The sequence below is a fragment of the Actinomadura sp. B10D3 genome, from assembly GCF_039871695.1.
GTDB classification, from domain to species: domain Bacteria; phylum Actinomycetota; class Actinomycetes; order Streptosporangiales; family Streptosporangiaceae; genus Spirillospora; species Spirillospora madurae.
The window spans coordinates 36,690-49,559 of sequence record NZ_JBDPLY010000038.1 but is presented as its reverse complement, the minus strand read 5'-3'; the positions used below and the strand labels follow the sequence as shown (position 1 = coordinate 49,559).

Annotated in this window: 13 protein-coding genes; 9 read left to right on the top strand and 4 right to left on the bottom strand. The window is 73.5% G+C overall.

The genetic code is table 11. The features are described 5' to 3' along the window. Window positions 1–21 precede the first annotated feature (21 nt). A complete protein-coding gene (locus ABGB11_RS37750) occupies window positions 22–1,470 on the top strand; it encodes a wax ester/triacylglycerol synthase family O-acyltransferase (RefSeq protein WP_347640300.1) in 1,449 nt (482 codons plus the stop codon). Here the strand turns inward: ABGB11_RS37750 and ABGB11_RS37745 are convergent. Together ABGB11_RS37745 and ABGB11_RS37740 are read right to left on the bottom strand one after the other, a co-directional pair. Beyond that, window positions 1,457–2,452 (bottom strand): hypothetical protein, encoded by a 996-nt coding sequence (locus tag ABGB11_RS37745; RefSeq protein WP_347640299.1) that lies wholly within the window; start codon window positions 2,450–2,452, stop codon window positions 1,457–1,459. The genes ABGB11_RS37750 and ABGB11_RS37745 overlap by 14 nt on opposite strands. A gap of 10 nt (window positions 2,453–2,462) precedes the next feature. Further along, window positions 2,463–3,383 carry an NAD(P)/FAD-dependent oxidoreductase gene (locus ABGB11_RS37740; protein ID WP_347640298.1) on the bottom strand — a complete coding sequence of 307 codons (921 nt, stop codon included), beginning with the start codon at window positions 3,381–3,383 and terminating at the stop codon, window positions 2,463–2,465. Window positions 3,384–3,448: 65 nt separating this feature from the next. On the opposite strand from ABGB11_RS37740, the gene ABGB11_RS37735 reads away from it, so the two are divergent. After that, window positions 3,449–4,021, top strand: a complete 573-nt coding sequence (locus tag ABGB11_RS37735; protein WP_347640297.1) for an XRE family transcriptional regulator — start codon at window positions 3,449–3,451, stop codon at window positions 4,019–4,021. A gap of 16 nt (window positions 4,022–4,037) precedes the next feature. Continuing rightward, window positions 4,038–5,315 carry an MFS transporter gene (locus ABGB11_RS37730; protein WP_347640296.1) on the top strand — a complete coding sequence of 426 codons (1,278 nt, stop codon included), beginning with the start codon at window positions 4,038–4,040 and terminating at the stop codon, window positions 5,313–5,315. On the opposite strand, the gene ddaH is transcribed toward ABGB11_RS37730, so the two are convergent. Next, complete coding sequence (ddaH, locus tag ABGB11_RS37725) at window positions 5,312–6,151, bottom strand: dimethylargininase (RefSeq protein WP_347640295.1); 840 nt, start codon at window positions 6,149–6,151, stop codon at window positions 5,312–5,314. The two genes, ABGB11_RS37730 and ddaH, sit on opposite strands and share 4 nt — an antisense overlap. 186 nt (window positions 6,152–6,337) lie before the next feature. On the opposite strand from ddaH, the gene ABGB11_RS37720 reads away from it, so the two are divergent. The 3 genes from ABGB11_RS37720 (at window position 6,338) to ABGB11_RS37710 (ending at window position 7,919) form a co-directional block, all read left to right on the top strand. Then, window positions 6,338–6,478: a hypothetical protein gene (locus tag ABGB11_RS37720; protein ID WP_347640294.1), complete on the top strand. Its 141-nt coding sequence runs from the start codon at window positions 6,338–6,340 to the stop codon at window positions 6,476–6,478. Continuing rightward, on the top strand, window positions 6,475–6,648 hold the full coding sequence (locus ABGB11_RS37715; protein WP_347640293.1) for a hypothetical protein: 174 nt from the start codon (window positions 6,475–6,477) through the stop codon (window positions 6,646–6,648). Before ABGB11_RS37720 ends, ABGB11_RS37715 begins: the two co-directional genes overlap by 4 nt. A gap of 119 nt (window positions 6,649–6,767) precedes the next feature. Further along, on the top strand, window positions 6,768–7,919 hold the full coding sequence (locus ABGB11_RS37710) for a transposase (protein ID WP_347640292.1): 1,152 nt from the start codon (window positions 6,768–6,770) through the stop codon (window positions 7,917–7,919). Between the two features lie 292 nt (window positions 7,920–8,211). Here the strand turns inward: ABGB11_RS37710 and ABGB11_RS37705 are convergent, their stop codons facing one another. Beyond that, window positions 8,212–9,741, bottom strand: a complete 1,530-nt coding sequence (locus ABGB11_RS37705) for a helix-turn-helix domain-containing protein (RefSeq protein WP_347640291.1) — start codon at window positions 9,739–9,741, stop codon at window positions 8,212–8,214. Between the two features lie 132 nt (window positions 9,742–9,873). On the opposite strand from ABGB11_RS37705, the gene ABGB11_RS37700 reads away from it, so the two are divergent. The 3 genes from ABGB11_RS37700 (at window position 9,874) to ABGB11_RS37690 (ending at window position 12,820) form a co-directional block, all read left to right on the top strand. Next, window positions 9,874–11,127 carry an FAD-dependent oxidoreductase gene (locus tag ABGB11_RS37700; protein ID WP_347640290.1) on the top strand — a complete coding sequence of 418 codons (1,254 nt, stop codon included), beginning with the start codon at window positions 9,874–9,876 and terminating at the stop codon, window positions 11,125–11,127. A 105-nt stretch (window positions 11,128–11,232) separates the two neighbouring features. Next, window positions 11,233–12,156 carry a DUF2637 domain-containing protein gene (locus ABGB11_RS37695; protein WP_347640289.1) on the top strand — a complete coding sequence of 308 codons (924 nt, stop codon included), beginning with the start codon at window positions 11,233–11,235 and terminating at the stop codon, window positions 12,154–12,156. Window positions 12,157–12,211: 55 nt separating this feature from the next. After that, window positions 12,212–12,820 (top strand): hemerythrin domain-containing protein, encoded by a 609-nt coding sequence (locus tag ABGB11_RS37690; protein ID WP_347640288.1) that lies wholly within the window; start codon window positions 12,212–12,214, stop codon window positions 12,818–12,820. The last annotated feature ends 50 nt before the right edge of the window (window positions 12,821–12,870 follow it).

The following is a 12,870-nucleotide window of genomic DNA, read 5'->3' as shown; positions in this document are numbered from 1 at the left end:
ACGAGCGGACGGGACGAGAGCATGACCCAGCTGACAACCGTGGACGCCACCTTCCTCCATGCCGAGAACGGCACCACGCACGCCCACATCGCCGGGCTGGGCATCGTCGACGCGGCGTCCTGCCCCGGGGGAAGGCTCACCGTCCCGCTCGTCGCCGAGCTGATCCGGAGCCGCGCGCACCTCGCGGCGCGGCCGCTGCGGCAGCGCCTCGTCCAGGTGCCGTTCGGCCTGGACAACCCGTACTGGGAGGACGACCCGGACTTCGAGCCCGAGCGGCACATCTCCGAGATCGGGCTGCCGCCGCCCGGCACCGCCCGGCAGCTCGGCGACATCGTCGCGATGCTGCACGAGCAGCCCCTCGACCGGTCCCGCCCGCTGTGGGAGATGGTCCTCATCCAGGGGCTCGCGGGCGGCCTGACCGCCGTCTACGTGAAGGTGCACCACGCCGCGGTCGACGGCGTGATGGCCGCCGAGACGCTCGCCGCCCTGCTCGACCTGTCGCCCGAACCCCGCGACCTGCCCGCCGACGAGACCGCGCCCGCCCGTGCGCCGGGCACGGCGGGCATGCTCGGCACCGGGTTGCTCCGGGCCGCGCTGCATCCCGTCAAGTCCGCGGTGGCGGCCGCGCGGACCGCTCCGTACCTGGACGAGATCCCGGGGCTGTCGTCCGTCCCGGGCGTCGGGCTCGTGTCGTCGGCGATGCAGGGCGCGCTGCGCCGCCCCGCGCTGCCGCGGGCGCCCCGGGTGAGCGCGCCGCCGACGCCGTTCAACCGGCCGATCGGGCGCCGCCGCTCCGTCGCGTGCGGCGAGCTTCCGCTGGACGAGATCAAGGAGATCCGGCGGGCGCTCGGCGGCAGCGTCAACGACGTGGTGATGGCGCTGTGCGCGACGGCGCTGCGGCAGTGGCTGGACAAGCGCGGCGACCTGCCGGAGACGCCGCTGGTCGCGGCCGTCCCGGTGTCGCTGCGGCGGCGCGCCGGCGCGGCGGCGGTGCCGGGCAACCAGGTCTCGATCATGACGGCGCCGCTGGCCACGCACGTCCCGGACCCGGCCGAGCGGTACGAGCTCGTCCGGCGCGACATGGACGTCGCCAAGCGGCGCTTCACCGGCACGTCGGGCGGCTGGGTGCGGGACATGAGCGGGCTCCTCCCGACGCCGGTCGCCGGCGCGGTCACGCGCCTCGCGCTGCAGGCCGCGCCCGCGGTGTCGCTGCGCCCGGTCAACCTGATCATCTCGAACGTGCCGGGCCCGCAGTTCCCGCTGTACCTGTGCGGGGCGAAGGTGCGTGCCTACTACCCGATCTCCGTCATCACGGACGTCTCCGGCGGCCTGAACATCACGGTGTTCTCCTACGACGGCAAGGTGGACGTCGGCATCGTCGCCTGCCGCGACCTCGTCCCCGACCCGTCGGAGATCGTGGACCACCTGGTGGACGCGCTGGACGAGCTGAAGGCGCTCAGCCGCGCGTGAGCCCGAGCGCCGCCCGGTGCCGCCACGCCAGGCGCAGCGCGGCGGCGCCGGCCGGCTGCATCGGCCGCGGGACGGTCCCGCCGAACGGCGCCGTCGACACCTCGCCCTCGTCGTTGACCGCGACCAGGCCGCCGAAGAGGCCGGAGAACAGGGCGGCGTCCATGACGACGACGGTCAGGAGGTCGAGCGCGAACGTGAGCGGGTCGACGCCGAGCCCGAGGAAGAAGACCCGGATCATGCCCTCGGACCGGGCGGTGGTGAGCGTCCGGTGGAAGGGCCACTCGTCCTGGACGAAGCCCTCGCCGTAGTCCTCCGCGCCACCGAGGAACTCCTCGGCGTACTCGCGGACCATGCACTCCCACATGTCGGGCGCCTCGTCGCCCAGCGGCTGGAACACCCCGACCGGCATCACCTGGTAGAGCCCCCCGGCGTGCGCGACCTTCGCCGGGTCGCGCCAGTGCAGGACGTACTCCCCGGCCGTCGTCACGGTCACCGTCGTGATCGCGGGCAGCGCCGCCCGCCGGGACAGGTCGCACGGGTCGCCGATCCGGGTCCGCAGCGGCAGCCCGTTCGCCCCGGCCGCCAACTCGTGCGCGGCGGACTCGCCCACGTTCACCGCGTCGAAGTAGCGCGCGGGCCCGAGGCGCAGGACGGGGGGAGTGGCGGCCAGCAACCGGTAGCTCGGACGGTCCTCGAAGACCCTCGGCGGCGCGAGGGCGGCCATGGTCTCGGCGTACGTGCGGTACCCGGGCGGCAGACCGTCGGGCGGGTCGGCGACGGCCGGCGTGGCGGGACGGTCCTCCCACTCCAGCCGGACGTCCTCCAGCGGGATCGGTGCGTCCGGAACCCACCCGTCCCGGCACAGCAGCGAGGTCCCCGCGACGCGCGGCACGTCCGGATACAGGCCGCTCGCGACCTCGCCGAGCCGGCCGCGCCCCGCGTCGAGCGCCGCCCGCGCCCGCCGCCACTCCCGCTCGTCCACGCCGCCCACCCTAGGCGGCGATCTTGCGGGCCACCTCCTCGTCGACGAGGTCGGCGTTGAGCATCGCGGCGGCCATCACGCCGGCGGCGGCCGCCGTGATGACCTGGCCCGCCGGGGCCACGACGTTGCCCGCCGCCCACACGCCCGGGACGCTGGTCCGCCCGGTCGCGTCGACCGTCACGAAGCCGTCGTCGCCCGTCTCGCAGCCGAGGTCGGTGAGCGGCCCGTCCTTGGCGACCCATTCCGGCGCGAGGAACACCGCGTCGCACGGGAGCACCGGGCCGCCCGCCAGTTCGAGCCCGGTGAGCCGGTCGTTCTCGACGACGGCGCGCTTCACCTCGTCCGCGACGACCGGGATGCCGCGCGCGTCCAGGCGTGCCGCGTCCTCTCCCTCGGGGGCCCGCGGGGCGACGAACGTCACGTCCGGCGACCACTGCCGCACCAGCGACGCCTGGTGCACCGAGTTCGGGGACGTCCCGAGCACCACGATCTTCCTGTCGCGGACCTCCCAGCCGTGGCAGTAGGGGCACATCTGCACCTCGCGCCCCCATCTCTCCTGGAGGCCGGGGACGTCGGGCAGGACGTCGGTCACGCCGGTGGTGACGAGGAGGCGGCGGCCCTTGAGCCGCCTCCCGTCGGCCAGCGTGAGGACGAAGCCCTCCTCGGCGCCGCCCTCCGCGCGCGTGACCCTCCCCTCGACGATCTCGCCTCCGTAGCCGCGCACCTCGGTGCGGCCGGTCTCCAGCAGGAGGGCGGGCGGCATGCCGTCCCTGGTGAGGAAGCCGTGCATGTGGTCGGCGGTCGCGTTGCGCGGCTCGCCGGCGTCCACGACGGTGACGGTGCGGCGGGCGCGGGACAGGGTCAGCGCGCCGCTCAGCCCGGCGGGCCCGCCGCCGATGATCAGTACGTCTCGTTCGCTGTCGTCGCTCATGCCGCGAGAGTGCGCGGTGGGGAGCCGGTTTGACAAACTTCTTTTGCCGATTCTGCAATTGCCGTATGGAGAGCACCGAGGACGTCCTCGCCGGGGTCGGGCCCAGGCTCCGGCGGCTGCGCCAGGAGAGGAACGTCACACTGGCCGCGCTCGCGGAGGTCACCGGCATCTCGGTGAGCACATTGTCGCGGCTGGAGTCGGGCAAGCGGCGGCCGAGCCTGGAGCTGCTGCTCCCGCTCGCGCAGGCGCACCAGGTGCCGCTGGACGAGCTGGTCGGCGCCCCGAACGTCGGCGACCCGCGGATCAGGCCGCGCCCGCAGCGCATGAACGACATGATCGTCCTGCCGCTGACCAGGCGTCCCGGCGGCGTCCAGGCCTTCAAGATGATCATCCCGGAGCGGTCGCCGGACACCGAGCCGCGAGTCCACGAGGGCTACGAGTGGCTGTACGTCCTGAACGGCCGGCTCCGCCTCCACCTGGCCGGACGCGACCTGGTCCTGGAGCCGGGGGAGGCCGCCGAGTTCGACACCCGGCTGCCGCACTGGTTCGGCGGCGCCGGCGGGGCGGTGGAGGTGCTCAGCCTGTTCGGGCCGCAGGGGGAGCGGCTGCACCTGCGCGCCCGTCCGCGGCAGCCGTGACATACATTGGGTATCCGTGCATACCGCCCAAACCCCCCTGTCATCCCTGGAAAAAGAGAAGGCCGCCCCGATCGCGTGGGTGCTGTGGAGCGTCGGCGTCGTCGCCTACGCCGTGGCGGTACTGCACCGGACCTCGTTCGGCGTCGCCGGCCTTGAGGCCGTCCACCGGTTCGACGCCTCCGCCGGGATCCTCGCGTCGTTCACCGTCCTGCAGCTGCTCGTCTACGCGGGCCTGCAGATCCCCGTCGGGCTCCTGCTCGACCGCCTCGGCCCGCGCCGGATGGTCGCCGGCGGCGCGCTGCTCATGGCCGGCGGGCAGGCGCTCATGGCCGTCTCCACCGATATCGGGACGGCCGTCGCCGCCCGCGTGATGGTCGGCGCCGGCGACGCCATGACGTTCATCAGCGTCCTCGGCATCGTCGCGACCTGGTTCCCCGGCCGGTACGTCCCGGTCGTCACGCAGCTCACCGGCCAGCTCGGGCAGCTCGGCCAGGTGCTCAGCGCGATCCCGCTGGTCGCGCTGCTGCACGGGCCCGGCTGGGGCACCGCGTTCGGGTCGGCCGCCGCGCTCGGCGCCCTCATGGCGGTGCTGTCCGCCGCCTTCCTGCGCACCGGGCCGGGCCGCGCCGAGGTCCTCACGCTGCGCCAGACGGGCGCCAACCTGGCCGAGGCGTGGCGCCACCCGGGCACCCGCCTCGGCCTCTGGTCGCACTTCGTCACCCAGTTCCCGGCCCACACGTTCGCGCTGATGTGGGGCTACCCGTACCTGGTGTCGGGGCAGGGGATGCGGCCGTCGGCGGCGTCGACGCTGCTGACACTGTTCGTCCTGGTCAACGTCGTGTCCGGGCCGCTCATCGGGCGGCTCGTCGGGCGCTACCCGCTGCGCCGGTCGTGGCTCGTCCTCGGCATCGTCGCGCTCGGCGTCGGCGCGTGGACCGCCGTCCTCGCCTGGCCGCCGCCCGCGCCTTCCTGGCTGCTCGTGCTGCTCGTCCTGTGCGTCGCGCTCGGCAGCCCCGGCTCGATGATCGGCTTCGACTTCGCCCGGACGTTCAACCCGCCCGGCCGCCAGGGCACCGCCACCGGCATCGTCAACGTCGGCGGCTTCTGCGCCTCCCTCGTCACGATCCTGCTGATCGGCCTCGTGCTGGACGCGCTGTCACCAGCCGGCGAGTTCACGCCTGGAGCGTTCCGGGCGGCCTGGACCGTCCAGTTCGCGATCTGGGCGATCGGCGTGGCGGGCGTCCTGCGCACCCGCGCGCTCGCCCGCCGCCGCCTCGCCCTCGACGAGCGCTAGGAGCGCAGCTCCAGCGTGCAGCACTTGGGGCCGCCGCCCGACTTGCGCAGCTCCGACAGGTCCACCGGAACCGGCGCGTACCCGTGCTCGCGCAGCGTGCCGATCAGCCCGGTCGCCTCGGCGTTGATGACGACGTTGCGCCCGTCGGACACCGCGTTGAGCCCGAGCACCGCCGCGTCCTCCTCGCTCGCCAGGATCGCGTCCGGGAACAGCCGCTCCAGCACCGCGCGGCTCCCGGGTGAGAAGGCGCCGGGGAAGTACGCCACGTTGCGGCCGTCCAGGGGGAAGAGCGCGGTGTCCAGGTGGTAGAAGCGCGGGTCGACGAGCCGGAGCGTCACCACGGGGCGGCCGAGGAACTCCTGCGCCTCCTGATGTGCGGCGATCTCCGTCCGGAACCCCGTCCCGGCAAGGATCATGTGGTCGAGCGTGAGGAAGTCGCCCTCGCCCTCGTTCGTGTGCTCCGGCTCCAGGATCTCGGAGAAACCGTTCTCCAGCATCCACTTGGTGTACGCGGGGCCTTCGGCGTACCGCTCGGGGTACATGAACTTCGCCCCGTACACCCGCCCTCCGACGACCAGCGCCCCGTTGGCCGCGAACACCATGTCGGGCAGCCCCTCGATCGGATCGATGAGGCTGACCTCGTGCCCGAGCGCGAGGTACGCCGCCCGCAGTTCCTCCCACTGCGCGACGGCCTTCGCCGCGTCCGCCCCCGCCGCCGGGTCCATCCACGGGTTGATCGCGTAGGTGACGGCGAAGTGCTCGGGCCGGCACATCAGGTAGTGCCGCCGCAACGCGGTCCGTGCGGTGCTCGGCTTCGTTGCGGGCATCACGGTCATGGGCGTCTCCAGGCTTCCGAAGGGTGATCGCTCGATCGGAAGCCTAAGAAGTGCGCGACGGAAATCCAATGCGTCAACCTTGCGCTGACCAGGCATTTCCTTGCGTCTTCAGCCCTCATCGCGGCGTTTCGTTGCGCGCCCCCTGCTTCGGCGCGGCGGGGCTGATCCGCCAGCGTGTGGCTGCGCATGACCCCCGCCGAACTCGGCGAACTGGAGCGGGAGATCCTCGCCGTGCTCGACCGGTGGGAGCGGCGGGACCCCCCGACGACGGGCAGGACCGCGAGCCGGTCTTCCTGCTCGCCCACGGAGCGTCTGCGCGGGCCGTGACCGCCACCGGACTCGGGTCGCCGCACGGGCCCGGTGCGCGGCGCCGGCCGGGCGGCCTGCTGCGGCACCGCGACTTCCTGCTGCTGTGGACGGGCCAGACCACGAGCAGGCTGGGCAGCAGCGTGACCGGCATGGCCCTGCCGCTGACCGCTTCAGATGTGTCCCCGTGAACACCGGAGGCCGGATATCTGGTCACAAAGATCAAGTGTGCGTGCAGTGCGGAAACGCAGTGTCTACCGGCTTGTGATATCGCCATGCTGTGTCATGGACCATTAGTAGGATCCGGGGCGTGCAGCTCAGGTACCAGTTCCGGCTCTACCCGACCCCAGGTCAGCAGGAGTCGCTGGCGCGGGCGTTCGGGTGTGCGCGGGTGGTGTTCAACGACGCGCTGCGCGTACGGCAGCAGGCGCACGCGGCCGGGCTGCCGTACGTATCGGACGGGGACTTGTCCAAGCAGGTCATCACCCAGGCGAAGAAGACCCCCGAGCGGGCATGGCTGGGCGAGGTGTCGGCCGTCGTGCTCCAGCAGGCCCTGGCGGACCTGAGCACCGCCTACCGGAACTTCTTCGCGTCGGTGTCGGGGAAGCGGAAGGGCCGGAAGGTCTCCCTGCCCCGGTTCCGGTCGCGCAAGGACCGGCGGCAGGTGATCCGGTTCACCCGCAACGCCCGCTTCACGGTCACGGCGGGTGGGAGGCTGCGCCTGCCGAAGATCGGGGATGTGCGGGTGCGGTGGTCGCGGGATCTGCCGTCCGAGCCGTCGTCGGTGACGGTGATCAAGGATGCGGCGGGCCGGTATTTCGCGTCGTTCGTGGTCGAGACGGCTGGCGAGCCGTTGCCGGAGGCGGCGGCCGAGGTCGGTATCGATCTGGGGCTGACGCATTTCGCGGTGTTATCGGACGGCCGGAAGATCAGCAGCCCGAGGTTCCTGCGCCGCGCCGAACGCCGTCTCCGCAAGGCGCAGGAGGCGCTGTCTCGCAAGCAGAAGGGCTCAGCGAACCGCCGCAAGGCCGTCGTGAAAGTAGCGCGGCTACATGCCCGCGTGGCGGATGCGCGGCGGGACCATCACCACAAGCTGTCCACACGACTGATCCGCGACAACCAAGCGGTCTACGTGGAGGACCTCGCGGTGAACGGTCTGGCCCGCACCCGGCTCGCCAAGTCCGTACACGACGCGGGCTGGTCCACGTTCGTCGGAATGCTGGAGTACAAGGCGAAGCGGTATGGCCGTACCTTCGCGAAAGTCGACCGGTGGTTCCCCTCGTCCAAGCTGTGCGCGGCGTGCGGGGCCGTGGCCGAGTCGATGCCGCTGAGCGTCCGCGCGTGGGCCTGCCCATGCGGCACGGTCCACGACCGCGACATCAACGCAGCCAACAACATCCTCGCCGCCGGACGGGCGGAGAGACAAAACGCCTGCGGAGGGACCGCAAGCCCCGCCGCCTAGCGGAGGGCAGGACCCGGTGAAACAGGAAGCCACAGAAGTGCCACGCACGCGGCACAGGCTGAATCCCCGGCCTTCAGGCCAGGGAGCGCGTCAAGGGACCATTCCCCTCGGCGCGCGCGCTGCTCGGCGGGTCGCTCGCGACCGCGCTGGGCGTCCGCCCCGCCATGTGGATCATCATGAGCGCGCTGGCCGCGACCGGGCCGATCCTGCTCGTCGGACCGCTGCGCCGGCATCGCGACCTTCCGGATCGTCCGCCGGCCGACCGGCCCGCCCAGGCGACGGAAAGCCGGGCCTAGTCCCGGGCGTGGAGGGCCGTGAGCTGGAGGCGGAGGGCCAGGCGGGTCTGGGAGGACGAGAGGTCCAGCGGGGTCACCTCGCTCATCCGCCTCAGCCGGTGGCGGAGGGTGTTGGGGTGGACGTCCAGGGCCTCGGCCGTGCCCTTCGGGTCGCCGTAGTGGTCCAGCCAGGCGGCCAGGGTCGGGAGGAAGGCCGTTCCGTGCTTCTCGTCGTGGGCGCGCAGGGCGGGCACGGGTCCGCCTAGAAGGTCGGTGCCCACCGCTTTCCTGCCGCGTTCGACGGTGACGGCGTCCCAGGCGTCCTCCAGCAGAATCGTCCCGGGGGAGAGCCTGCCGGCCGTGATGAGGGCGGCGAGTTCGGCGGCCTCGGCGCGGGAGCGGGGGAGGTCGGCGGGGGAGTGCGCGAGACCGCCCGCCGCCGCGTACAGGGCGCGGTCGTGCGCGCGGACGCGGGCCAGGGCGTGCCGCAGCCAGGGCATCGTTCCCGCGGTCTCGCGGCCCGGCGGTTCCGTCAGCACCGCGAAGAGGGTGCCGTCGAGGTCGGTGAGCAGCGGGCGGTGCCAGCCGAAGCGCTGCACGATGGCGTCCCACAGGTCGAGGCGCCGGCGGACGTCCTCGCTTTCGTCCCGGCCGCCGAGGACCACCGCGCGCCACGGCGGCGGTTCCGGGATGGGCCGCGTGCCGTCCCGCAGCGCGGCGCGCAGCCGGTCCGCCGAGACGCGGCGTGCGACGCCCGCCTCGGCGCGCAGGCGCAGCAGGTGCAGGGCGAGGACGGACGCCAGGTCGGTGAGCCGCGCGACCCGGTCCGGCGGGATCGGCGTCCGCGCCACCACCCAGATCGAGCCGAGCCACTCGCCTCCGGCGCGGACCGGGATCACGAGCCGGGGCAGCATGCCGTCCGGGCCCCCGGGGACGAGGATCGGGTCGCTCGACCGCGCCAGCTTGCGGAACACCCCGGAGGCGCGCAGGTGCGCGATGACCTGCTGCGGGACGCGACGCCCGACGATCGTGGAGACGCGGGCGGGGTCGGTGCTGTCCTGGCGGCCGGAGTAGGCGAGTACGCGCGAGCGGGCGTCCTCGACCGTGACCGGGGCGTCCGCGATCTCCGCCGCGGTGTCGGCGAGGGCGAACAGGTCGTCCCGGGGGCCGGACGGCCCGGGAAGCGGCGCGTGGGCGCGGTCGACGGCCCCGCGCACGAGCCAGATGACGTGCGTCCAGGAGGCGTCCCGCTGGAGCTCGACGAGCGCGGGCGCCAGCCGCCGCGCGGCCTCGACGACCTCGGGTTCCGCGGCGAGCGGCGCCTTCAGCACGACGCCGGCCGCGCCCGCCGCGCCGGCCCGCTCCAGCAGCTCGACGGCTTCGGCGGGGCCGGTCACGCCGGCGCCGAGGACGATCTCGCCCGGCTGCCCGGCCGCCTCGCCCGGTTCGGCGAGGACGACGTCGTGCACCTGCGCGTCCCGTCCGGACGCCACCAGGCGCAGCAGCCCGGGGCCCAGCGCGTCGACCAGGCCGGTCACGCTGATCATTCGGCGACCTCCTCCCTCCATTGTGCGCTTTGCAAAACGTCGGCCGCTCATATTGGCCGGACCGGACAGAGGCATCGGCGCGCGGGCGTATCACCATCGAGAGTGACGAGGTTCACGAGGAGAGGAGTCGCCATGGCCGCCGACGCAGCGCCGCGCCGGGTCGCCGTGGTGGGCGCCGGCATGGTCGGGCTGTCCACCGCATGGTTCTTGCAGGAGCACGGTGCGGACGTCACCGTGTTCGACCGGCGGGACGTCGCCGCCGGGGCGTCCTGGGGCAACGCCGGCTGGCTGACGCCCGGCCTCGCGACCCCGCTGCCCGAGCCGGCCGTCCTCTCCTACGGCGTGCGCGCGGTGCTCAGCCCGTCGTCGCCCGTCTACGTCCCGCCGAGCGCGAACCCGAACCTGCTGAGGTTCCTCGCCGGGTTCGCCCGCAACAGCACCGCCGCGCGGTGGCGGCGCGCGATGGAGGCGCTCGTGCCGATCAACGGCCGGGCGCTGCCGAGCTTCGACCTGCTGGTCGAGGGCGGCGTCGACGCCGAGACCCGCGACGCGGCGTCCTTCTTCGCCGCCTACCGCACGGCCGGCGAGCGGCGCGTCCTGCTGGAGGAGATCGAGCACATCCGCGCGGCCGGCCAGGAACTGGAGTACGAGGTCCTGGACGGCGACGACGCCCGCCGGCTGGAGCCCGCCCTGTCCGAGGAGGTCGGCGCCGCGATCCTGCTGCGCGGCCAGCGCTTCATCAACCCCGGGGCGTTCGTGCACGCCCTGGCCGACTCCGTCCGCGACCGGGGCGGCAAGATCCGGACGGGCGCGGCGGTCACCGACATCGCCCACCAGAAGGGCAGCGTCTCGGTCCGCACCACGGGAAGCGACTTCGAGAAGTTCGACACGGTCGTGCTCGCGAGCGGCGTGTGGCTCGGCGACCTCGCCCGGCGGTTCGGCGTGCGGTCCCTTGTCCAGGCGGGCCGGGGCTACAGCTTCAGCGTGCCGGTGGACCGCGTCCCCGGCAGCCCGGTGTACTTCCCCGCCCAGCGCGTCGCCTGCACGCCGCTCGGAGACAGGCTGCGCGTCGCCGGGATGATGGAGTTCCGCCGCCCGGAGGCGCCGCTCGACCCGCGCCGGATCAGGGCGATCGTCGACGCCGCCCGCCCGCTGCTGCGCGGCGCCGACCTGGACGCCCGGCAGGACGAGTGGGTCGGGTCCCGGCCCTGCACCCGCGACGGCCTGCCCCTGATCGGCGCGACCCGCTCCCCGCGCGTCTTCGCCGCCGGCGGGCACGGCATGTGGGGCATCACCCTCGGCCCGGCGACCGGGAACCTGCTCGCCGAGATGATCGTCACCGGGCACCGTCCGCGCGAGCTGGACCCCTTCGACCCGCTCCGCTGACACCCGGGACGGCCGGGCGGACGGCTGGGGGATATTGCCGGTTTCGTCCCGGACGGCGCTGTACCGTCACGGGTGATCTAGACACCCCCGTGGCGGGAGGAAGCGATGGACGAGGCGCGGACGGTCGAGCCGCTGACCCGGGCGCAACGCGTTCTGGCCGGGGCCGGCGGCCTGTTCTTCGCCGGTCTCGCGGGCCTGGGCGGCTACGGCTCGTTCGCCTCCGTCCAGGACGTCGCCGAGCCGTGGTTCGGCGACCAGGCGTGGATCGTCCCGGCCGGGGTCGACCTCGGCATCCTGGCCCTGGTGTCGGTGGCGCTGCTGCTGGAGTGGCTGGCCATGCCGATGCCGGCGCTGCGCTGGATGGCGTTCGCGTTCACCGCCGCCACCGTCTGGCTCAACGTCTCCGCCGCGCACGGCGACGTCACCGGCATGGTCATGCACGCCGCGATGCCCGTGTTGTTCATCACGTTCATCGAGGCCGTCCGGCACGCGATCCGCCGCCGCGCCGGCATCGCCGCCGGGACCGTCCGCGAAGGCATCCCCGTCGCGCGGTGGCTGCTCGCCCCGTTCTCGACGTTCCGGTTGTGGCGCCGCATGGTGCTGTGGCAGATCACCTCCTACCCGCAGGCGCTGACCGCCGAGCAGCGGCGCCGCCATGCCCTGGCGCTCCTGGAGTCGCACTACGGCCGCAAGTGGAAGGCCAGGGCGCCCGCCGACGTCGTCTGGATGCTGTCGGACGGCGTCATGCTCGACGAGGCCCTCGCCCGCGTCACCGAGCTGACGGCACCGAAGCCCGCGCCCGAGCCGGAGCGCAAGCCGGAGCCCGAGCAGCCGCAGCGGAAGGCGCCGGCGAAGAAGACCCAGCGGGTCCCGCGCAGCGTCGCCACCGACAACGAGGCCCGCGCCCTCGCCATCATCGACGCCGAGCCCGGCATCACCGGCGCCGAGCTGGCCCGCCGCCTCGGCATCAGCTCCCGCCAGGGACAGCGCCTCCTGAGCCGCCTCGCGAGCCCGGCGCCTACATCCTGAGCGGTCACGTTTCCTCCTCCTGCTCCGTCAATGCAGTGAACGAAGGAGGAGGAACGTGACCAATTACGAGTGGACCCCGATGTACGCCATGCACGATGCGCTGCGGCGGGAACTGGAGCGCCTCGCGAAGGCCACCGCCCGCATGGGCGACGACCCCCGGCGCGTCCTGGCCGCCGCCGCGGGCTGGGAGCTGTTCAAGAAGGCCCTGCACGCCCACCACACAGCGGAGGACCAGGCGCTCTGGCCGGTGCTGACCAGGACGCTCGCGGACCGTCCGGACGACCTGGCCCTGCTGGAGGCGATGGAGGCCGAGCACGCCGCCATCGACCCCTTGATCGCGGCCATCGACACGGGCACCGAACCCGTCGCCGACCTGGTCGACGCGCTCGCCACGAACCTGACCGCCCACCTGGCGCACGAGGAGAAGGAGGCGATCCCCCTGATGGACGCCACCCTGACCCTCGAACAGTTCCAGAATTTCGGCAAGGTCCACGGCGAGCGGGTCGGACCCGACGCCCCGCGCGTGATCCCGTGGATGCTCGACGGCGCCGACGACGCGGTGGTGGCATCGCTGCTCGGGGTCGCGCCCCCGCCGATGCGCGCCGCCTACGAGGGCGAATGGCGCCCCGCCTTCGAGGCCCTGACCCTCTGGCCGACCACCTGACCCGCCCTGAAAAGGCCGCCGCCGCGGAGTCGATCCGCGGCGGCGGCCTT

Bases quoted from the DNA above. Each gene is read 5' to 3' on its own strand.
- ABGB11_RS37750 (WP_347640300.1), top strand. From the start codon at position 22: ATGACCCAGCTGACAACCGTGGACGCCACCTTCCTCCATGCCGAGAAC.
- ABGB11_RS37740 (WP_347640298.1), bottom strand. From the start codon at position 3,383: ATGAGCGACGACAGCGAACGAGACGTACTGATCATCGGCGGCGGGCCC.
- ABGB11_RS37735 (WP_347640297.1), top strand. From the start codon at position 3,449: ATGGAGAGCACCGAGGACGTCCTCGCCGGGGTCGGGCCCAGGCTCCGG.
- ddaH (WP_347640295.1), bottom strand. From the start codon at position 6,151: ATGACCGTGATGCCCGCAACGAAGCCGAGCACCGCACGGACCGCGTTG.
- ABGB11_RS37720 (WP_347640294.1), top strand. From the start codon at position 6,338: ATGACCCCCGCCGAACTCGGCGAACTGGAGCGGGAGATCCTCGCCGTG.
- ABGB11_RS37705 (WP_347640291.1), bottom strand. From the start codon at position 9,741: ATGATCAGCGTGACCGGCCTGGTCGACGCGCTGGGCCCCGGGCTGCTG.
- ABGB11_RS37700 (WP_347640290.1), top strand. From the start codon at position 9,874: ATGGCCGCCGACGCAGCGCCGCGCCGGGTCGCCGTGGTGGGCGCCGGC.
- ABGB11_RS37695 (WP_347640289.1), top strand. From the start codon at position 11,233: ATGGACGAGGCGCGGACGGTCGAGCCGCTGACCCGGGCGCAACGCGTT.